Source organism: Pseudomonas sp. Lz4W, from assembly GCF_000346225.2.
Lineage (GTDB): Bacteria > Pseudomonadota > Gammaproteobacteria > Pseudomonadales > Pseudomonadaceae > Aquipseudomonas > Aquipseudomonas paraversuta.
The window spans coordinates 1,159,260-1,179,921 of record NZ_CP017432.1; the positions used below are offsets into that span (position 1 = coordinate 1,159,260).

Consider the following 20,662-nt stretch of genomic DNA (forward strand, 5'->3'; position numbering starts at 1 on the left):
ATGTCGCGTTCACTCGCCCATCAACATGGGCTCGATAAAAAGCTCGCTTGTGCAGAGCCAGGTGGCGTCGAATAAAAAAGGCGGCCCGAAGGCCGCCTCATCATTCACTCAAACCCTGCGGATCAAAACTCGTGGTCGGCAGTGTCCGGGTTCAGATCGTTAATGCCCAGCTTGCCGGCTGCCTGCTCGATGGCCGCGGTCTGTTTGACCAGGGCGGCGATGGCGTCACGTACAACCTGATTGCCCGCCTCATTACCCGCGGCGATCAGTTGGTCGTAGTGCTCGCCCTTGTTGGCAAGATCAACCATGACCTGGATCTTGGCTTCGGTGTCTGCCAGATCGGATTTCAGCGTGGCGTCTGTGGCCGGATCAACCGCCACAACCAGCGACGACAGGCTCGGGCCGGTCATTTTAGTGCCGTCAGTACGCAGGTACTCACCCAGGTACACGTTACGAATGCCTTTGGCATCGTAGAAGTGCGAGTTGTGGGTGTTGTCGCTGAAGCAGTCTTGCTCGTCTTCCGGAGAGTTGGCTTCCAGCGACACTTTCATGCGTTCGCCTGCCAGTTCACCCAACGACAGGCTGCCCATGCCGAACAGCATTTTGCGCAGGCCGTTCTGCGGGGTATCAGCTTGCAGTGTGGCGCGGTAGTTGTCGGTTACATCCGGTGCCCAGTTACCGACCATTTCGTCCAGGTCGTTGACCAGCAGTTGGGTAACCGCTTTGAGGTACGCGCGACGACGGTCATTGTGGCCGCCGGTGGCGCCTTCGCCTTCAAGGTAGTCGGACGCCGGACGGTTGCCCGCGCCAGGGCCGGTACCGTTGAGGTCCTGGCCCCAGAGCAGGAATTCGATTGCATGGTAGCCGGTCGCCACGTTGGCTTCGGAGCCGCCCAGTTCGTTCAGGCTGGCGAGGGTCTCGGGGGTGATTTCGGTGACGTCGACCTTGTCTTCGCCGACCTGGATCTGGGTGTTGGCAATAATGTTGGCGTTGGCACCCGGGTTGCCCAGTGCACCGGCGTAGCTGGTGTCAACGTAGTCGATCAGGCCTTCGTCCAGTGGCCAGGCATTAACCTGACCTTCCCAGTCATCAATGATGGTGTTGCCGAAACGGAATACTTCGCTTTGCAGGTAAGGTACGCGCGCCTCAACCCAGGCCGCGCGGGCGGCTTTGAGGGTGTCATCGTTGGGCTTGGCGAGGAAGGCGTCGATAGCCGTTTGCAGTTTTTTCGCACCCGACTCGGCGTCGCTGAATACTGCGTGAACCATGTCGGCGTAATGCGCGACAACGGCTTTGGCGGCAGCTTCATCAATTTTCACCGCGCTGACATCGGTCGCTGGCGTTGCGGTGCTGGTGGCTGCTGCCGGCGTAGGGGCCGCCGCAGTTTTTTCCTTGTCCTTGTCGCCACAACCGGCGAGTGAGATAGCAATGGCCAGCAGACTGGCGGTAGCCAGGGGCATACGAATCATGGCGAAAATCCTGCTTCGAGAGGTGGGACAAGCGTGCGGCTGCACGCAAAACTGCGACATGATGCGAAAGATATGCATTTTGTGTAAAGGGTTAGCGTTGTAAATATTTCTTATTTACCTTCAGGCAACCCCGATTCAGGGGCAATCACGAAACACCGGGTTGCAGCTTCAGTAGTCGATTACGCCGGGCCTGCTCCAGGTAAGCGCTCAACTCCCGTGCTCCCAGGGGTTTGCTGTACAGATAGCCCTGGCCTTCGTGACACCCTTCCTTGATCACATAGGCTTCCTGTTCGGCGGTTTCGACGCCTTCGGCTATTACCTGCATGCCCAGGCTTTTGCCGAGCTGAATAATGGCCCGCACGATGGTCGCATCGTCGTCATCGTCAATCAGGTCCTGCACAAAACTTTTATCGATCTTGATTTTGTCCAGCGGCAGTCGCTTGAGGTAGCTCAGGGATGAGTAGCCGGTGCCAAAGTCATCAATCGCGATCAAGGCGCCGGAGCGACGCAGGCTCAGCAGGTGCTGGGCGGCAGTGCCGATGTCTTCCATGAGGCTGGTTTCTGTGACCTCCAGCTCCAGGCTGCGGGGTGCCAGGTGGTAGTTGTGAAACAGCTCGTTGACCATCCGTGGCAGTTCGGCGTGATGCAGTTGCACGGTCGAAAGGTTGACTGCCATGCGCAGCTCGCTGAAGCCCTGATCATGCCATTCGCGCAGTTGGCGGCAGGACTGGTGCAGTACCCACTCACCGATGGCAATGATGCTGCCGTTTTTTTCGGCCAGCGGAATAAACAGATCCGCAGGGACCAGGCCGTGCTCGGGGTGCTGCCATCGCAGCAACGCTTCGACCCCGACCACCCGATGGTCGCTGTAACGGATCTGCGGCTGGTAGACCAGGTGCAACTGGTTATTGAGCAGTGCTTCGCGCAAGTCTTTTTCCAGCTGGCGCAGGCGCCGCATCTCGCGGTCGACGCTGGCGATATAAAACTGATAACGGCCGCGCGACCGGCTTTTGGCCAGGGTCATGGTCTGCTCGGCTTTTTGCAGCAGCTGCTCAGATGTGTCGCCATCTTCGGGAAACAAGGTGATGCCAATGGTGGCGCGTAATCGGATGTTGTGCTGGTCCAGACTGAAGGGGATTTCGAGATCATCAATGATCTTCTGGGCCAGCTCGGCGGCCTCGTAGGGCTGCTCGATATGGGCCTGGACCAGCGCGAACTGGTCGCCGCCCAGGCGTGCCAGAGTGCCCTGGCATGCGCTGTGGGCACGAATCCGGTCAGTCAGGGCTTGTAACAGCCGGTCACCGGTCTGATAGCCAAACTGTTCGTTGATGCCTTTGAAATCGTCCAGCCCCACACACAGCACCGCGACACGACGTTGCGAGCGTCCAGCCTCCACCAGGGTTTTGCCCAGTTGGGCCTGCAGTTGCTGTCGATTTGGCAAACCGGTCAAAAAGTCATACCGGGCCATGCGCAACAAGGAGTTTTCCGCTTCGCGGCGCAAATCGGTATTGCGCTCAATTGAGCTCAGCAGCTGATTGGCGGTGTTGACCCACATCCCCAGTTCATTGTTTTCATGCCCCTTGAGTGGCGGCATCCAGTGCTCGCCGGGGCGATCGGGGTTGATACTGGTCAAGTGGCGGAGAATTTTTGACAAGGGTTTGGTCAGTAGCCAGTGATACACCAGGTACAGCACCAGCCCCAACAGCAGCGCGCGCAGCACGCCGGAGATCAGAATGATCACGGCGTTGGTTAAGAAATCTTTGCCAAAAGGGGCGGTGTCGAGGGTTATGTTCAGGTCGCCGTAATACTCGCGGTCCGGTTCACGGCCCGTCAGCGCAATGCTGTCGGTGTGTTGCCGGCCCAAAATAAGGTCGGTCAGCCAACGGCTTGAGGACGTGTGCAAGGGCCGTGACTTTTGCGCAAGGCTGGCTTCATCGGGGTGACCAATGGACGCCTGACGCACGGCATCATCCTGAAACAGGCCTTCGATGACCTGCATCGCCATATCGCGGTCCAGGCTATATAGCGCCTGAGTCGAGGGGTCGCGAAACATGCCGAGGATACGCCCCGCATCATTGTTGACGGTCTGCCGTGTTTCGTAGGCGTAGAACACAATTTGCCCGCAACCAAGCACTGCTCCAACGCCCAGTGCCGACAGCAACACGATCTGCAGCAACTTGAACGACAAGCTGTTTTTGAGTTCCGGCTTCAAAGCGCTATTCCTTGTTTCTGCCACTAATGCTTTTGGCCAGGTGCCTGAGTGCCGCTGCAGATATCCACGGCAGCTAATGTGTCGGTCTGCGGCTTCTTTAACTTGAGGGGCTGAATGAAAAATATCGGGTGTCTTGATACGGCTGGCCCGAAACCGGGCAGGGGCGGGGCAGACACTTTCAGGCAGACAAAAAAAACCCGGCATGCCGGGTTTTTTTTACCTGGAGTCAGGCTTAAGCAGTAAAGGTTTTGCCTTCGAACTGCTCAGCAACGAACTTCCAGTTAACGAGGTTCCAGAACGCTTCAACATACTTCGGACGCACGTTGCGGTAGTCGATGTAGTAAGCGTGTTCCCAAACGTCGCAGGTCAGCAGCGGGGTGTCGCCGCTGGTCAGCGGGTTGCCGGCGCCAATGGTGCTGGCCAGGGCCAGGGAACCGTCAGCTTTCTTCACCAGCCAGCCCCAGCCGGAGCCGAAGGTGCCGATGGAAGTCTTGCTGAACTCTTCCTTGAACTTGTCGAACGAACCGAAGGCTGCGTTGATGGCATCAGCCAGCGCGCCAGTAGGTGCGCCGCCGCCGTTTGGCGTCATGCAGTTCCAGTAAAAAGTGTGGTTCCAGACCTGAGCGGCGTTGTTGAAGATACCGCCCGAAGAGGTTTTAACGATCTCTTCCAGGGTTTTGCCTTCGAACTCGGTGCCTGGCACCAGGTTGTTCAGGTTCACGACGTAGGTGTTGTGGTGCTTGTCGTGGTGAAACTCCAGGGTTTCTTTGGAGATGTGCGGCTGCAGGGCATCGTGTGCGTAGGGCAGCGGCGGCAATTCGAAAGCCATGATGATTCTCCTAATCAGGTCAGTTGCGATGAGCGCAAGGCCGATCACGGGCGGCCAAACACGCGCCGATGAGTTTTTACTCTTCGCGGCGCAGGGGCTGGATCATAGCACCGGGGGTGCGGCAAAACCACGCAACAACTGTGTGGAATAGAGGTTCCAAAGATTTTGCAAACGCTCTGGCCCGCATCAGCCGGCACTTATTAATTGATACGCCACGCTGAACATCATCACCGCCACCAGCAGGTCCAGCCAGCGCCAGGTTGCCGGGCGTGCCAGCCACGGGGCCAACCAGGCGGCACCCAGGGCCAGGGCGGAAAACCACAGCAGCGAGGCACTGGCGGCACCTGCGACATAAGCGCCGGGTTCAGTTTGCTGGGCGCCCAGGGAGCCGATCAGCAACACGGTGTCCAGATACACATGGGGGTTGAGCAGGGTCACCGCCAGGGCACTGAGCATCACCGCGCGTAATGAACGCACCTTATGGTTTTCACCTTGCCCAAGGCTTTGTTTCGAACAGGCCCGGCGCAGGGCCAGGGTGCCGTACCACAGCAGGAAGGCTGCGCCGCCCCAGCGGGCGATGGCCAGCAACAAAGGGTTTTGCGCCAGCACTGTGGCCAGGCCAAACACACCGGCAGCCACCAGCAGGGCGTCACATACCACGCACAGGGCCGCCACCGGCAGGTGATGTTCCCGGCGCAGGCTTTGCGCCAGCACAAAGGCATTCTGGGTACCAATGGCCATGATCAAACCCAGGGCCACCAGCAAGCCGTTCACATAACTTTGCCACATGGTTCTTACTCCGCGCTGGCTGCCAATTGACTCAGTACTGTCATGGCGCGATCTGCATCGCTGCGGCCGACAAACAGATGGTCGTGGTAATAACCGGCAATCACGTTGCAACTGATTCCGGCCTGGCCCAGGGCAGTGGCGAAGGCTGCTGTCAGGCCGACTGCCTGCAGCGCCGAGTGCACATTGAGGGTGATCCAGGCGGCGATGTAGTCATAGGCAAGCCCGGCCTGTTCGGCCTGTTGGCGCTCGACAATCAGTGTCAGGCCTTCTTGTTCACGAAAGCTGCCGATCACCTCGCAACTGTCCGGGATGCGGTGGTCGGGCAGGGTGCAAAACACGTAGTCACCCTGGTTGAGGTGCGGGCTCATGCTGCGCAACAGAGTTGCCAGGGCGGTTTCGCCGGCCATGGAGTAAGTCCTTGAAGAGTGAAAAGTGATGCTGGCTATTCTCGGGGCTGAAGCTGTATAAGAAAAACCAATATTGCTGATCGCTCATTAGGAAAACTGATGTTCGACTATAAATTACTCTCTGCCCTTGCCGCAGTCGTAGAACAGGCCGGTTTTGAACGGGCGGCCCAGGTCCTGGGCCTTTCGCAATCGGCCATCTCCCAGCGGATCAAGCTGCTGGAGGCACGCATCGGCCAGCCGGTGCTGATTCGCGCCACACCGCCGAGCCCGACCGAGATTGGTCGGCGTTTGCTCAACCACGTCCAGCAAGTGCGTCTGCTTGAGCGTGACTTGCAGAGTGCGGTCCCGGCCCTGGACGATGAAGGTCTGCCCGAACGGCTGCGCATTGCCTTGAACGCCGACAGTCTGGCCACCTGGTGGGCCGTGGCGGTGGGGGACTTTTGTGCCGACCAGCACCTGTTGCTGGACCTGGTGGTTGAAGATCAAACCGTGGGCCTCAAACGGATGCGGGCCGGTGAAGTGGCCGCCTGCCTGTGCGCCAGTGAGCGTCCGGTGGCCGGGGCCCGTAGCGTATTGCTGGGCGCCATGCGCTACCGCGCACTGGCCAGCCCGGCGTTCATTGCCCGGCATTTTCCCGAGGGGGTGAGTGCCGGGTTGTTGCCAAAAACCCCCGCGCTGGTATTCGGCCCGGATGACTTTTTGCAACATCGCTACCTGGCATCCCTTGGGGTCGACGGCGGCTTCGAGCACCATTTGTGTCCGTCCTCCGAAGGTTTTATTCGCCTCACCGAAGCCGGCCTGGGCTGGGGGCTGGTACCTGAATTGCAGGTGCGCGAGCAGCTTGCAAGCGGGGCTTTGGTGGAGCTTTTGGCAGATAAACCGATCGACGTGCCACTGTACTGGCATCATTGGCGCAACGGTGGGCAACTGCTGGGGCAACTGACCGAGCATTTAACGCGCTCGGCACCCCGCTGGTTAGTGCCTTTGGCCTGACAACCAGCGTTTAAACAGCAGGCAACAAGAATTACAGCATTTGGAGTGATTGATGAAGATTCTGGTCACCGGCGCGAGCGGCTTTATTGGCGGACGCTTTGCGCGTTCTGCCCTGGAGCAGGGCTTTGACGTACGGGTCAGCGGGCGACGGGCCGAAGGTGTTGAACACCTGGTGCGGCGCGGGGCTGAATTTATCCCGGGTGATTTGACCGATGGCTTGCTGGTGCGCGATTTGTGTGTCGATGTCGATGCCGTGGTGCATTGCGCCGGTCACGTGGGCGCCTGGGGTCGCTATCAGGACTTCCACCGCGACAACGTGCTGGTCACCGAGAATGTGGTGGAAGCCTGTCTGAAGCAGAGAGTACGGCGCCTGGTGCATTTGTCTTCGGCATCGCTGTACTTCGATGGCCGCTCCCATACCGATTTGACTGAAGAACAGTTGCCCCGGCGTTTCCGGCATCCCTGTGCCGCGACCAAAAACCTGGCGGAACAAAAAGTCTTCGGTGCCCAGGAGTTCGGCCTTGAGGTGATTGCCCTGCGTCCGCGATTCGTCACCGGGGCGGGGGACATGAGCCTGTTCCCGCGCCTGCTCAAGCTGCAACGCAAAGGTCGGCTGGCCATCGTCGGCAATGGCCTGAACAAGGTCGATTTCACCAGCATCCAGAATCTCAACGAAGCCTTGATGAGCAGCCTGCTGACCACGGGTTCGGCCCTGGGCAAGGCCTACAACATCAGTAATGGCGCACCCATTCCGCTGTGGGATGTGATCAATTACGTGATGCGCCAGATGAACGTGCCGCAAGTTACCCGCTACCGAGGCTATGGTCTGGCCTACAGCCAGGGAGCGCTCAACGAGGCCGCCTGCAAACTGTGGCCGGGTCAGCCTGAGCCGACCCTGTCGCGCCTGGGCGTGCAGATCATGGACAAGGATTTTACTCTCGACATCAGCCGCGCCCGGCACTATCTGGACTACGACCCTAAAGTCAGTCTGTGGGCGGCGCTTGACGAGTTTTGCGGCTGGTGGAAAGCCCAGGAATCGCCTTACCGTTAACCCTCTGGTGTCCGAAGCTTGTACCTTGACCCCATTTTCAGGATTCAAAAAAGGTTTAGCCATGCGTAATGATGCCCGCGACGACTTTCACGATGTACCGCTCCTGCGCGCCACGGCGGCTGATCAGGACCCGCTGGAGCCGGCTGGCGGTGCCCGTGAACGCACCACGGTGTACTCGCGCAACACGCCGGTGATCAAGGTCAAGGGGCCGAGTACCGGACCTTTGTGGGTGCTTGTCGGTGCATTGATGCTGGCGGTTGCGGGGCTGGGGTGGTGGAGCTTTCAGCAGATTTCGCTGATGGAGCAGCAACTGGTGGCGACCCAGGAAAGCTTTGCCCGTATCAGCGAGGATGCGGCGGGACGCTTGCAGGCCATATCGGGCAAGGTGGTGGCCAGCGAGTCGAACATCAATAACGGCAGCGAAGCCCTGAAGTTGCAGATCAAGCAGATTGAAGAGCAGCTGCAGGAGCAGAGCACGCGCCAGCAAGGCATGGTGGCGGGGCAGCAGGGCGAACTGGACAACCGTTTTGAGCAGATCAATGCCGCGATGTTGCTGCAGGTGACGGCCCAGAAAGAAAGCCAGACCAGACTCGAAGCCGATATCAAAAGCCTGGGCAGTGAACTGACCACACTCAAAGCCAGCGTCGCGCAACAAGCGGTGGACGTGGCGGCCCTGAAAAAACAGGGCAACCCGGGTGCAGCGGTAGAGCGTCTGGAGCAGGACTTGATGGTGCTCAAAAGTGAACTGGAGAACCGCCCGGCACCCGCCCAGGGCACCAATACCGCTGAGTTTGACGCCTTCCGTGGCCAGGTGACGCGCAACATCAACACCCTGCAAAGCCAGATTCAAAACTTGCAGAAGCAGATCAGCGCCCGGCCTTGATGGGGTGCAACACCTCTAGCCGCGAGCTTGCTGGCGATGGCATCGGTGCAGTGTTCACGACTGCACCGATGGCCCAATAATTTACTGCGCCTTGTCTTCGCGCCCGCGCAGCACCTGATTGGGCATGGCTATCGCGGCGCTCAACCCCAGCAGCGAGATTGCCGCACTGATCAGTAACAGGTGACGGAAGGTCTGCAGCAATTCTGCGCGAAGGCTCGCCAGTGCAGGGCCTTGCACTGTATTCAGGCTGTCGAGCAACAGGTTGCCCGAGCTGCCTTCAACCAGCATCCCTGTGCCGCCGGCAGGGGCCAGCAAGGAACCGTGCAGCAGCGCCAGCAACAAGGCCGACATCAACGCCACACCCACTGCGCCGCCCAGTGAGCGGAACAGATTGGTGGTGCTGGTGGCCACGCCAATGTCGTGCTGCTGTACCGAATTTTGTGCACCCACCAGCGAGGTCGGAAACTGCAGCCCGGCGGCAATCCCGGCGAACAACATAAAGACGCCGCTCAATACCTCCGAACCTGGCGGGCTGAATGCCATGCCGGAAATGGCCAGGGGCATCAGCACCGCGCCCGCCAGAATCATCGGTTTGTAATAGCCGGTAACCGAGGTCATGCGTCCCGCAAAGTAAGCGCCCATCGGCAGGCCCATGGCCAGTGGCAACAGGTGCATGGCGGCGCTGTCAGCGCCCGCGCCGGTGATGCTCTGATAACGCAGCGGCATCAGCACGATCAGCGAAATTGCCTGAAAACTGGTGAAGAAAATCGTGCACCAGCACAGCACCGCGTTGCGGTTGGCAAACAGGTGCATTGGCAGCAACGGCTCCAGGGTGCGGCGCTCATGCCGTACGAACAGGCCAAGGGCAATCAGCGCAGCCAGCAGCAGCCCCAGCACCTGAGTATCCCGCCAGCTATGGCCCTGACCGATAAAGGTGATGCTCAGCAGCAATGACGTGAGCCCGACAATCATCAATACCGTACCTAGGTAATCAATGATCGGTTTGCGTTGCGGCACGGGCAGCCCGACCAGTGTGCGGTACGAGATCCACCACGCTGCCAGGCCCAGGGGCAAATTGATCAAAAATACCCAGCGCCATGACAGGTATTGGGTCATATAGCCGCCCAGAACCGGCCCGGCAACGCTGGCAATGGCGTACATGCCGCTGAAATAGCCCTGATAACGCCCGCGCTCGCGGGGTGGCACGATGTCGCCAATGATTGCCTGGCTTACCGAAATCATCCCGCCCGCGCCGATCCCCTGAATGATGCGCGCCAGCACCAGTTGCTCCATGTTCTGCGCCAGCCCGCAAAACAGCGAGGCCAGGGTGAACAGGCCCATGCCGAACAGCATCAGGCGTCGGCGCCCGTACAGGTCGCCGAGTTTGCCGTAGATGGGAACGGCCACGGTCATGGCCACCATGTAGCCCGAAATCACCCAGGCCAGCTGGCTGACGTCCTTGAACTGGGCGGAGATGGCAGGGATGGAGACGGCTACGATGGTCTGGTCCAGCGCGCCGAGGAAAATCGCCAGCATCAGGGCAACCAGAATGCTGCGAATGGCGGGTCTGGATTGGGGGGGCTGATTCAGATTGGTCACTACAACACCTGTGCGCGGCATGCCTGTGGTGGAATGCCGCCCAGTCTACTCGATAGCTTGCTATTCGATAGCCTCGTAAGGAAGGCCCACGTAATTTTCTGCAATGGTCGTGCGCCCTGCCACAGAGTCGACGAAATATGCCAGCTCACTGTCGGTAATCCGCTGGCTAAAGCTGTCGCTGTCAGGGAAACGGTGCAGCATCGAGGTCATCCACCACGAAAAGCGTTCGGCCTTCCATACTCGGCGCAGGCACACCTCGGAGTAGCGCTCCAGCAAATCGGTGCGACCTTGTGTGTATACCTTGAGCAGAATATTGAACAGGGTGCTGACATCACTGGCGGCCAGGTTCAAGCCTTTGGCCCCGGTGGGCGGCACGATGTGTGCGGCGTCCCCCACCAGAAACATCCGCCCGTACTGCATGGGCTCGACCACGAAGCTGCGTAGCGGCGCGATGCTTTTCTCGATTGACGGCCCGGTCACCAGACGTTCGGCCAGGGGCTGCGGCAGGCGGGCCTTGAGTTCGTCCCAGAAGCGCTGGTCGGACCAGTCCTCGACCTGCTCATCGGCCGGCACTTGCAGGTAATAACGGCTACGGGTTGCCGAGCGCTGACTGCACAGGGCAAAACCGCGCTCATGTTTGGCGTAAACCAGTTCGTCGTTGACGGGCGGGGTATCTGAAAGCACCCCGAGCCAGCCGAAGGGGTAAACGCGCTCGAAGATTTTCAGTACGTCGCCGGGAATCGACTGGCGCGCCACTCCGTGAAAGCCATCGCAGCCGGCAATGTAGTCGCAATCCAGGCGCCAGCTTTCGCCGTCTTTCTCAAAGGTCAGGTAGGGCGCATCGGTTTTCATGTCGTGGGGCTGGACGTTGCTGGCGCTGTACAGGGTTTGCGCGCCTGCTTGCGTACGTGCAGCCATCAGGTCGCGGGTCACTTCGGTCTGGCCGTAGACCATCACCGTTTTTCCGCCGGTCAGACCCTTGAGATCGATATGGACCTGGCGGCCATCCAGTGCCAGTTCAAAACCGTCGTGCACCAGGCCTTCAGCGTCCATGCGCTGGCTGACTCCGGCCTGTCGCAGCAGGTCGACCATACCTTGCTCAAGCACCCCGGCGCGGATTCGCCCCAGGACGTAATCGGCAGTCTGGCGTTCGATAATGATGTTATCGATGCCCGCTCCATGCAGCAGTTGACCGAGCAACAGGCCTGAAGGGCCGGCACCGATAATGGCGACTTGAGTTCTCATCGTGGTGGTCTCTCGCAAGCCCCGGCCGTTAAGGGCGAGGTGGTTCTTATTAGTTTGTGCTTGTATTTTTCGCTTGCGAAGCGGGCAATAGAAGGTGATAACCACGTCATTACCGGTACTTTTCGCTAATCGGTGCGGTTATCGGCCCTTGACCCATCTTTAGACACTGGCGCTATGAATCTTTCCTCTTATCCGTCGATCCCGGTCTTCAAGCTTTATGGTGAGCAGCAGGACTGGCTCAGTCCCGACCTGCTGCACTGCGAAACCATTTCGTTGCGCAGCCGCGTCCACGACTGGGAGATTCGCCCCCATCGGCATGCAGATCTGTGCCAGTTGCTGTACGTGCACAAGGGGCGGGCGCAGGTTGAAATCGAAGGCCAGCAGCATGTGCTGGAGCAATCTGCGATTCAGGTAATCCCGCCGTTATGCGTCCACGGTTTTCAGTTTTCCCCTGACGTTGACGGCTATGTCCTGACGCTGGCCGCGCCGTTGGTGGCGCAGTTGCAAGCCCAGCTGGGCGGTTCGCTGAGTGCTTTGCAAAGGGCGGCCAGTTACCCGGCGGGCAAGGATCGGCATTACCTGAATAATCTGTTCAGTGTGCTGCAAAGCGAATATGCGGGCGACCGGCCGGCCCGGGACATGCTCCTGCAATCGCTCATCAGCGTGCTGTTGGTGTGGGTCACGCGCCAGGTCATCGCACGGCGTGAAGCGCGGCAATTGCCACAACGTGGCCGGGAGTATTTGAGCCTGTTCAATCAACGGGTCGAGATCCTGTTTCGCCAACAACCCGCCGTGGAGCAGTTAGCGCATCAGGTAGGCATTTCGGTGGCGCATCTAAACAGCATCTGCCGTGAACTGGCGGGGCAGTCAGCGTTGCAGATCATTCATCAGCGCCTGTTGCTGGAGGCCAAACGGCATTTGATTTACACACCGATGACCATCAGCGAAGTGGCCGATAGCCTGGGTTTTGCCGACCCGGCGTATTTTGCGCGTTTTTTCCGGCGCCTGACCGGGACTTCGCCCAGCGCGTTTCGTACAGACCGGACTGACAACAGCAGTCCGGTCTGACTCCGGGGCATCCTTACCTCAGAGCGCTAAACGCAGAATTACAGTGCCCGCCATTGCAACTGACGGTATATCCGACTGCTTGCCGGGTTTGTTCGGCGCGGTAGCAAGCGCCAGCAAAGATGACAGCGGCAGCAAAAATGAGAAACAAGGTCATGCATCTGGTTTTTGTTTTAGTGGTCATGGCATTCATCTCCTAGACGTCACACCATTGAGGCTAGTTCAGACCTAAGGACTTGCCATGCTAGTTGTACGAGTGGAGTTGCAGCGCTTCATCCTCCAAATGGACTATTCGCAAGATTATGTGGCCGCGCTCTAGATGTTTTTTCAGGCATCCCACGCCGGTTTTTCGGTAAAGCGCCCGGCGAGAAAGTCGAGCATGCTGCGCAACGTGGCGGGCATGTGCTTGCGCGAGGCATACACCGCGTAAATGTTCATCACCCGGGGTTCGGCATCTGGCAGCAGACGGACCAGTGTGCCCTGGCGCACATGTATCCCGGCCTGATAGGTGGGCAGCAATGAAACTCCGGCCCCTGCCAGTGTGGCGCTCAACAGGGTGCTGGCTTCATTGGCGCTGATGTTGCCTTGCACCGGCACCGCTATTTCTTCGCCGCGCCGGGTGAAATGCCACAGGCTTTTGCCGTAGTAGGAGTGAGTCAGGCAGTTGTGCCGGCTGAGGTCATCGACCTGTTGCGGTGCCGGGTGCTCGCGCAGATAGGCCGGTGCTGCGCATAACACCGAACGACAGACCGTCAGCTTGCGGGCAATCAGGTTCGGGTCCAGGTCATTGCTGGTGCGAATTGCCAGATCAATCCGTTCATCCACCAGATTCACTGTGCGGTCGAGCATTTGCAGATCGACGCTGACCTGCGGGTTGAGCCGCACATAGTCAGCAACGGCAGCGGCCAGTTGGGCCTGGCCGAATGAGGTGCTGACGCTGATCCGCAGCAAACCCCGCGGCGCATCACCGGGAACACTGACTGTGGCCTGCAGGTCATCTGCCAGTTCCAGTAATTGCCGGCAGCGGGGCAGCGTTTCGAAACCGGCGGCGGTCAGGCTCAGTTTGCGGGTGGTGCGGTGCATCAAGCGGGCGCCCACCCACTCTTCGAGTTCAGCCAGGTACCGCGACACCACAGGCCGCGACAGGTCCAGATGATCGGCCGCCGCTGACTGGCTGCCAAGGTCGACGACGGTGGTGAACACCCGCATTGCAGTAAGACGATCCATGATTTGCCCGATATCCGAAACAGACTATGTTCAAGCATCGCATTTTTAGTTGGCTGGGGTGCTACTAAGCTCTGTCCATCACCTGCATCGTCCCACGACTCTGGATACCTCCCATGCCTGGATTTTCCACCCTGCGCCGTTTCATTCTCGGTGCTGCCGTACTGGGCTTTGCTGCCCACGCGGCGGCGGCCCCGGCCCCCTTGACCCTGGACGTCTACAACCCCGGTGCTGCGGCCATTTTCCCGGTGTCCTCAGTGCTGGTCAGCGGTGAAAAAGACGCGATTCTGATTGATGCCCAGTTTGCCGCCGCCCAGGCCCGGCAAGTGGTCGACAAGATCCGCGCCAGCGGCAAACACTTGACCACCATCTACATCAGCCATGGCGACCCGGATTACTACTTCGGCCTGGAAACCCTGACCCGGGCCTTCCCGGACGCCAAAGTGCTGGCCTCGGGGCCGACTGTCGAGCACATCAATAAAACCAAGGACGCCAAGCTGGCGTACTGGGGACCGCAGATGGGCCAGGATGTATCGGGCCGGTTGATCGTGCCGCAGGTGTTGAAGGGCAACACCCTGGAGCTTGAAGGGCGTGAGCTGGATATCGTAGGTCTGGGCGGCAGACAGCCGGATCGCACCTTCGTCTGGATTCCCTCGCTCAAGGCGGTGGTCGGCGGCGTGGTAGTGGCCGACAACCTGCACGTGTGGATGGCCGATACCCAGACCCCGCAGTCCCACCGCCAGTGGCTGGCCACTCTCAAACGTATCGACAGCCTGCAACCGCAAGTGGTCGTGCCCGGTCATTACCTGGGGCAGAACGACCGCTCCCTGAACGCCGTACATTTCACCCGCGACTACATCAAGGCCTTTGACGAAGAAGCCCTCAAGGCCCGCAATTCGGGAGAACTGATCGCCGCGATGAAAAAACGCTACCCGGATCTGGGCGAAGAATCTTCGCTGGAACTGAGCGCCAAAGTAGCCAAAGACGAAGTGCAGTGGTGAGGCAGGATTTACCTGCCACCCATCAATCCAGCTGGAGAATGTCATGAGCAAGATTGCAATTATCGGCGCTACCGGTCGTGCGGGTAGTCAATTGTTGGAAGAAGCCCTGCGTCGCGGTCACAGCGTTACGGCCATTGCCCGCCATGCTTCGAAAATCGGCGCCCGTGACGCAGTTGTGACCAAGGATGTGGACATCAACGACGCAGCCGCGCTGCAAGAGGCGGTGGCAGGTAACGATGTGGTGTTGAGTGCTGCGCACTTCTCGACCCTGCCGGCTGCGGCCATCATCGACCCGGTAAAAAAAGCCGGTGTCAGGCGCCTGCTGTTTGTCGGTGGTGCGGGTTCGCTGTTGCTGCCCGACAATACCAAGGTCATCGAAAGCCCGGGTTTCCCTGCCGAGTACAAGCCGGAAGCCACAGCCGGAGGCGTTTATCTGGATACCCTGCGCGCCGAGAAGGACCTGGACTGGACCTTTATTTCCCCGTCTGCCGAGTTTGTAGAAGGCCCGCGCACCGGTAAATTCCGTTTGGGCAAAGATCATTTGCTGGTCAGTGCCGAAGGCAAAAGCTGGATCACCTTCGCCGACTTCGCCATCGCCATGCTCGATGAAGTGGAGCACCCCAAGCATTCGCGTCAGCGGTTTACGGTCGGTTACTGATTACCGGCTGTGACAGGGGCGAGCAGGTCTGGTGACAGTATTGTCGCGAGGCGAGCTCGCCCCTACGGCGTTGTTGTTGCCTGCTTGACCAGCCATTCCATTAATTCGCGCAGCGGCGCCGAAGCTTCTGCGCGCGGCGAGCAGACAAGCTGATACACCGCTCCGGTGCGTACTTTCAAATCAAATGGCAGGGCCAGGCGGCCACTCTTCAGGTCGTCGCCGATCAGTGACCAGTCACCGATCGCGACACCGTTGCCCTGGGCTGCCACCGTCATGGCCAGGTCCAGGGTGTCGAAGTACTGACTTTTGCAGATGCTCGCGACATCGCCTCCGACAGCATTCAGCCAATTGCTCCAGTCCCGTTGATCGCGGCTGGGGTGCAGTAGCGTGTGGTGCTTAAGGTCGTCCAGGCTATTGATGGCTTCGCTGCCCTCCAGTAACTGCGGGGCGCATACGGGGGTCAGTTGCTCATCCAGCAGGTGTTGCCCCAGGCGCTTTGGTCCCGGGGTGGCGCTGTAAATCACCGCGGCATCGAAGGTCTCACGGCGAAAATCCACCCCGTGCTCCATGCTGCTGGTCAGTTCTACCGGCACGTCCGGGCGCAGCTTTTGCCATTCCATCAATTTGGGCAACAGCCAGCGCAACATGCAGGTCGGAGCTTTTATCTGCAGCGGGGTACGGCGCACGCTGGCCTGCTCGACCGCTTCACCGATCAGATCGAAGGCCTGCTCGATCCTCGGGTACAGCGCCTGGCCTTGCTCGGTCAGGCTCAAGCCCCGTGCCTGGCGGTGGAACAGGGCATAGCCCAGGTGATCTTCAAGCCCGGCAATCTGCCGGCTCACGGCACCCTGGGAGATATGCAACTGCTCTCCGGCCCGGGTGAAGTTGCAGCATTGGGCAGTGATTAAAAAAGTATGCAGCGCAGGGAGTGGCGGAAGGCGTTTCATCAGGAGTCAGCCATGAGCACAGGACATGGCTAGTATGAGCAGGTTTGCGTTGTGCGCGCCACACTCGCCCGCTTCAATGGTTCATTTAGAACAACAAGAGGGGCAGGACAGATGGCGACGTGCGGCGAAGTATTGGTCAAGTTGCTGGAGGCCTACGGGGTTGAGCAGGTATTCGGCATTCCCGGCGTGCATACCGTTGAGTTGTATCGCGGGCTGGCGGGCTCGTCGATCAATCACGTGACCCCGCGTCACGAACAGGGTGCCGGCTTCATGGCTGATGGCTATGCCCGTACCAGTGGCAAACCCGGGGTGTGCTTCATCATTACCGGCCCGGGCATGACCAATATCACCACGGCAATGGGCCAGGCCTATGGCGATTCGATTCCGATGCTGGTGATCTCCAGTGTGCAGTCGCGCAGTCAGTTGGGCGGTGGCCGCGGCAAGCTGCACGAGTTGCCGAACCAGAGTGCGATGGTGGCTGGAGTGGCGGCGTTTTCCCACACCCTGATGTCGGCGGCTGAACTGCCGGCCGTACTGGCCCGCGCTTTTGCCGTGTTCCAGGCGGGACGACCACGGCCGGTACATATCGAAATTCCGCTGGATGTGCTGGTGGAAAATGCTGATGCGCTGCTTGCCAGCCAACCGGTCAGCATTGCTCGTGCTGGCGCGGCGCCCGCTGCTATCGAACAGATGGGCCAGCGTCTGGCCCAGGCCAAACGGCCATTGATTCTGGCCGGTGGCGGTGCAATTGACGCGGCCCCGGCGCTGCAACAACTGGCCGAACGGCTGGGTGCGCCCGTGGCCTTGACCATCAACGCCAAGGGCATGCTGCCTGCCGCCCATCCGCTGCTGATCGGCTCCACCCAGTCCCTGGTGGCCACCCGCGCTTTGGTCGCCGAAGCGGACGTAGTCCTGGCCATTGGCACCGAGCTGGCCGAAACCGATTACGACATCACCTTTGCCGGTGGCTTTGAAATTCCCGGGGTCTTGCTGCGGATCGATATCGACCCGGATCAGACGGTTCGCAACTATGCACCCGCGCTGGCCCTGGTGGCAGACGCCAGAGTGGCGGCTGAAGCCTTGCTGGCTGAACTTGGCGTCTTGCCGGCACGCGGTGCCGAATGGGGCGCGGCGCGGGTCAGCCGCTTGCAGGCGCAACTGGCAAGTGACTGGGATGCGCCGACCCGGGCGCAAACGCACTTTTTGCAGACCCTGTTCGATGTATTGCCGGATGCAGTATGTGTCGGCGACTCGACCCAGCCGGTATACACCGGCAACCTGACCTTCAATCCCGATCAGCCGCGGCGCTGGTTCAACTCTTCCACCGGCTACGGCACCCTGGGGTATGCCTTGCCGGCGGCCGTTGGTGCCTGGCTGGGGCGTCGTAGTGGCGGCCAGGCGGGTGGTCCGGTGTTATGCCTGATCGGCGATGGCGGCTTGCAATTTACCCTGTCCGAACTGGCCAGCGCGGTTGAAGCTCGCACGCCGATTATCCTGTTGCTGTGGAACAACCAGGGTTACGGCGAAATCAAGAAGTACATGCTCAATCGTGCCATCGAGCCGGTGGGCGTCGATATCTACACTCCGGACTTTATCGGTGTGGCTAAAGCCATGGGCTGTGCCGCACTGGCGGTGGAGGGCGAAGGGCAACTGCGCGCAGCGCTGGCCAGTGCCGCCGACCGTCAGGGGCCGACCCTGATCGAAATCGACGAGCTGCACTGGCAACAGTCTCTGGCGCTATAGGCTCATTCGCAGGCGCGCCAGATCCCGTACCGGTGGCGCACCAAACAGGCGGCTGTACTCGCGGCTGAATTGCGAAGGGCTTTCGTAGCCCACACGGTAGCCGGCGGCCGATGCATCCAGCCCCTCGCTGAGCATCAACCGCCGCGCTTCGTTGAGGCGCAGCTGTTTTTGGTACTGCAACGGGCTCATGGCTGTCATCGCCTTGAAGCGGTGGTGCAAGGTCGACACGCTGAGATTGGCCTCCCGGGCCAGGCTGTCGATGCGCAGCGGCTGTTCGAAGTTACCGTTGAGCCAGGAAATCGCCCGGCTAACACGATGCGTCTGACTGTTCTCGCTGGCTATTTCATACAGCCGGTAGCCCTGCGGGCTGCGCAACAGGCGGTACAAAATCTCGCGGCGGATCAAGGGCGCAAGCATGGCGATATCTTTCGGCGTGTCGAGCAGGCGGGTCAGGCGCAGCAAGGCGTCGAGCATCGGCTGGTCGATGGGTTCGACATACAGGCCCCGCCCCGCAGGCCGTGACGGTACGCCCATGGGCCCGGCGTCGCTGATCAAGGTAGTGATGTCTACCGGATCAATATCCAAGCGCAGGGCCAGTACCGGCTGTTCGGGATCACTCTCCAGAACCCGGCCGCTGATGGGCATCGACACCGAAACCACCAGGTAATTGAGCGGATCGTAGGCAAAGTACTCATCGGCTAACCGCACCTCCTTGCGGCCCTGGGCCATGATGCACAGGGCCGGTTTGGGGTGGCTGGGGGAAAAGTCACTGGGCCGGCTGTAGCGCGAAACGAACAGCGCCTCGACGGGAGTAGTGAACGTGCCGTCTTCACGGGCGTGACGGTGGATCAGGTCAGCCAGTTCCACCCGCTGCTTTTCTAGCGCGGGGTCGAGCGCGGGGCGCGGCGGTTCCAGCAGTGACATGGGAGCATCCTCGTTAAAGCGGCAGAGTGGGCACAGCTTAAATTTGTGCAAGGCGCAGGGGTAGTCGATTCCTGTCGAAGGCTTGCCTGATTCTGTCGCTGTCCGGGGTTGGCTGTCCGGCGAGGCCGTGGCAGAGGTCGATGATTGCTTGAAAGCATAGCGCCCAGTCAGTCTGGTGAGTACCTGGGCAGAGGAGGGGGACGTGCAAGGTTTTGCAGAATTGTGCAAGCCAGGGGCAGGAATCGACTAACGGCCAGGAGCGCCGGGCTATAAGCTTTGAACCTCTCACCCATGCCACTTTCTTTTGTGGAGGCCACCATGCCCCAGTCCAGTGCCGTCAGTCATATGACCTTGGTCCGCGCTCGCGTAGGGTGCTCGGCCCAAGTGCAGACCTGCCTCAACCAACTGCTCGAGCCCACCCGTAAAGCCGCCGGTTGTATGCACTTTGCCTTGCAGCATTGCGACACTGACCCGCTGTTGTGGCACGTCGTGGGCCATTGGCAGGATGAACCCTCGATGCAAGCCTACTTCAACTCCCCGGTGATGGAGGTTTACAGCGTGCTGGTGCACCAACAGGTGGTTGAAAGCATCGATTTTAAAACCTTCAGCGATGCAGGCGGGTTGAACAGGTAGAATGCCGGTTTTTTGTGGCCGGAGTTTTCAGCATGGCGCGTAAAGAGTTTGCACATTTTGAAGCGGTATCAGCGGTTGTTCCGGTAGAGCCCGGTACTTACCATGCGGCGATTGCAGTCAAAGCCTTGTACGAAGGCGGCGCGCCGCGCTTTCACAAAGTGTTGATCGATCAGACTTTTAAAACAGCGACCGAAGCCGATGCGGCCGCCGCTCAAAAGCTTGAAGACCTGCAGGGCGTTACTGAAGACGCCGAACTGGTCTGGTAACGACTAGCGGGGGCGGTGCATTTTGAACAGCGCCTCAGGCCCCAGCTGGAAGTAATCCGCCGGGCCGCCGCCGCGCAAAATAGGTTCAGCGGCGGCAGTGTCGTAAATCCCGTCTTTAAGCAGATGCCTGGCGATATGTACCGCCACCACTTCCCCCAGAATCAGCCAGCTTGGCACCAGTTCCTGGTCTGCCCTTTGCAGCTGAATGATCTGCGTCACCTTGCACTCGAACGACACCGGGGTTTCGGCCACCCGGGGCACGCTTACTACCCGTGAGGCCACGGTCGTCAGCCCGGCCAATTCGAATTCATTGATCTCTGGCGCGACCATCGCACAGCTCTGGTTCATCGCCTCGGCCAAAGGCCGGGTAGCCAGGTTCCAGACGAACTCGCCGGTTTGCTCGATGTTATTGAGGCTGTCTTTGCGGCCCACACTGCAAAACCCGATGATTGGCGGGATGTAGTTGAACGCATTGAAAAAGCTGTAGGGCGCAAGGTTCAGCCGGCCCTGGGCATCCTGCGACGAAATCCAGCCGATCGGCCGCGGCCCGACGATGGCGTTGAATGGATCATGGGGTAAACCGTGGCCCTTGGCGGGCTCATAGAAATGGATGTCGTCATGCATGGCAGGAGTCCGCAAACGGCTGGGATAGAGGGGCTATATAGTGCAAGCCATTTTGTTGAATGACAAAACAAGATTGGCTTTTTGAGATTTTGGGCGTGAT

General features: G+C 59.8%; 20 protein-coding genes. 9 read left to right on the forward strand and 11 right to left on the reverse strand.

The window, feature by feature from the left end:
- Positions 1–122 precede the first annotated feature (122 nt).
- From B195_RS05555 to B195_RS05575, 5 genes are all read right to left on the reverse strand, one after another.
- On the reverse strand, positions 123–1,469 hold the full coding sequence (locus B195_RS05555) for an imelysin family protein (protein WP_003442937.1): 1,347 nt from the start codon (positions 1,467–1,469) through the stop codon (positions 123–125).
- 145 nt (positions 1,470–1,614) lie between these two features.
- On the reverse strand, positions 1,615–3,681 hold the full coding sequence (locus B195_RS05560; RefSeq protein ID WP_003442936.1) for a bifunctional diguanylate cyclase/phosphodiesterase: 2,067 nt from the start codon (positions 3,679–3,681) through the stop codon (positions 1,615–1,617).
- 232 nt (positions 3,682–3,913) lie between these two features.
- Positions 3,914–4,510, reverse strand: coding sequence for a superoxide dismutase (locus B195_RS05565; RefSeq protein ID WP_003442934.1), 597 nt, complete (start codon positions 4,508–4,510; stop codon positions 3,914–3,916).
- A gap of 186 nt (positions 4,511–4,696) precedes the next feature.
- Positions 4,697–5,299 (reverse strand): LysE/ArgO family amino acid transporter, encoded by a 603-nt coding sequence (locus B195_RS05570; protein WP_003442932.1) that lies wholly within the window; start codon positions 5,297–5,299, stop codon positions 4,697–4,699.
- A gap of 5 nt (positions 5,300–5,304) precedes the next feature.
- Complete coding sequence (locus tag B195_RS05575; RefSeq protein ID WP_003442927.1) at positions 5,305–5,706, reverse strand: ACT domain-containing protein; 402 nt, start codon at positions 5,704–5,706, stop codon at positions 5,305–5,307.
- Positions 5,707–5,805: 99 nt separating this feature from the next.
- Between B195_RS05575 and B195_RS05580 the strand changes: the two genes are divergently transcribed.
- The 3 genes from B195_RS05580 to B195_RS05590 all read left to right on the forward strand — a co-directional run bounded on the left by B195_RS05580 (position 5,806) and on the right by B195_RS05590 (position 8,633).
- Complete coding sequence (locus B195_RS05580; RefSeq protein ID WP_003442925.1) at positions 5,806–6,699, forward strand: LysR family transcriptional regulator ArgP; 894 nt, start codon at positions 5,806–5,808, stop codon at positions 6,697–6,699.
- A 52-nt stretch (positions 6,700–6,751) separates the two neighbouring features.
- Positions 6,752–7,750 (forward strand): NAD(P)-dependent oxidoreductase, encoded by a 999-nt coding sequence (locus B195_RS05585; RefSeq protein ID WP_003442923.1) that lies wholly within the window; start codon positions 6,752–6,754, stop codon positions 7,748–7,750.
- 61 nt (positions 7,751–7,811) lie between these two features.
- Complete coding sequence (locus B195_RS05590) at positions 7,812–8,633, forward strand: hypothetical protein (protein ID WP_003442921.1); 822 nt, start codon at positions 7,812–7,814, stop codon at positions 8,631–8,633.
- An 81-nt stretch (positions 8,634–8,714) separates the two neighbouring features.
- Here the strand turns inward: B195_RS05590 and B195_RS05595 are convergent, their stop codons facing one another.
- Together B195_RS05595 and pobA are read right to left on the reverse strand one after the other, a co-directional pair.
- The gene (locus B195_RS05595) at positions 8,715–10,232 is read right to left on the reverse strand and encodes an MDR family MFS transporter (RefSeq protein WP_003442909.1); all 1,518 of its coding nucleotides are present in this window, start codon (positions 10,230–10,232) and stop codon (positions 8,715–8,717) included.
- Between the two features lie 60 nt (positions 10,233–10,292).
- The gene (gene pobA, locus B195_RS05600) at positions 10,293–11,477 is read right to left on the reverse strand and encodes a 4-hydroxybenzoate 3-monooxygenase (protein WP_003442898.1); all 1,185 of its coding nucleotides are present in this window, start codon (positions 11,475–11,477) and stop codon (positions 10,293–10,295) included.
- A gap of 174 nt (positions 11,478–11,651) precedes the next feature.
- Here pobA and B195_RS05605 point away from each other — a divergent pair, with 174 nt between their 5' ends.
- Complete coding sequence (locus B195_RS05605; RefSeq protein ID WP_003442896.1) at positions 11,652–12,545, forward strand: helix-turn-helix domain-containing protein; 894 nt, start codon at positions 11,652–11,654, stop codon at positions 12,543–12,545.
- 324 nt (positions 12,546–12,869) lie between these two features.
- Here B195_RS05605 and B195_RS05610 read toward each other — a convergent pair whose 3' ends face one another.
- Positions 12,870–13,769 (reverse strand): LysR family transcriptional regulator, encoded by a 900-nt coding sequence (locus B195_RS05610; protein ID WP_003442894.1) that lies wholly within the window; start codon positions 13,767–13,769, stop codon positions 12,870–12,872.
- Positions 13,770–13,882: 113 nt separating this feature from the next.
- Between B195_RS05610 and B195_RS05615 the strand changes: the two genes are divergently transcribed.
- Positions 13,883–14,767: an MBL fold metallo-hydrolase gene (locus B195_RS05615; RefSeq protein ID WP_003442889.1), complete on the forward strand. Its 885-nt coding sequence runs from the start codon at positions 13,883–13,885 to the stop codon at positions 14,765–14,767.
- 43 nt (positions 14,768–14,810) lie between these two features.
- Positions 14,811–15,425 carry an NAD(P)-dependent oxidoreductase gene (locus B195_RS05620; RefSeq protein ID WP_003442887.1) on the forward strand — a complete coding sequence of 205 codons (615 nt, stop codon included), beginning with the start codon at positions 14,811–14,813 and terminating at the stop codon, positions 15,423–15,425.
- Positions 15,426–15,487: 62 nt separating this feature from the next.
- Here the strand turns inward: B195_RS05620 and B195_RS05625 are convergent, their stop codons facing one another.
- Positions 15,488–16,372 carry a LysR substrate-binding domain-containing protein gene (locus B195_RS05625; protein WP_003442884.1) on the reverse strand — a complete coding sequence of 295 codons (885 nt, stop codon included), beginning with the start codon at positions 16,370–16,372 and terminating at the stop codon, positions 15,488–15,490.
- 111 nt (positions 16,373–16,483) lie between these two features.
- Here B195_RS05625 and B195_RS05630 point away from each other — a divergent pair, with 111 nt between their 5' ends.
- Positions 16,484–18,115 (forward strand): 5-guanidino-2-oxopentanoate decarboxylase, encoded by a 1,632-nt coding sequence (locus B195_RS05630; protein WP_003442882.1) that lies wholly within the window; start codon positions 16,484–16,486, stop codon positions 18,113–18,115.
- Here B195_RS05630 and B195_RS05635 read toward each other — a convergent pair.
- On the reverse strand, positions 18,110–19,039 hold the full coding sequence (locus B195_RS05635) for an AraC family transcriptional regulator (RefSeq protein ID WP_003442880.1): 930 nt from the start codon (positions 19,037–19,039) through the stop codon (positions 18,110–18,112). The two genes, B195_RS05630 and B195_RS05635, sit on opposite strands and share 6 nt — an antisense overlap.
- 318 nt (positions 19,040–19,357) lie before the next feature.
- Between B195_RS05635 and B195_RS05640 the strand changes: the two genes are divergently transcribed.
- Together B195_RS05640 and B195_RS05645 are read left to right on the forward strand one after the other, a co-directional pair.
- Entirely contained in the window at positions 19,358–19,672 is a 315-nt protein-coding gene (locus B195_RS05640) for a putative quinol monooxygenase (RefSeq protein WP_003442878.1), read from the forward strand.
- 32 nt (positions 19,673–19,704) lie between these two features.
- Positions 19,705–19,938 carry a hypothetical protein gene (locus tag B195_RS05645; protein WP_003442877.1) on the forward strand — a complete coding sequence of 78 codons (234 nt, stop codon included), beginning with the start codon at positions 19,705–19,707 and terminating at the stop codon, positions 19,936–19,938.
- Between the two features lie 3 nt (positions 19,939–19,941).
- Here B195_RS05645 and B195_RS05650 read toward each other — a convergent pair whose 3' ends face one another.
- Entirely contained in the window at positions 19,942–20,562 is a 621-nt protein-coding gene (locus B195_RS05650) for a flavin reductase family protein (RefSeq protein ID WP_003442875.1), read from the reverse strand.
- Positions 20,563–20,662: the final 100 nt, after the last annotated feature.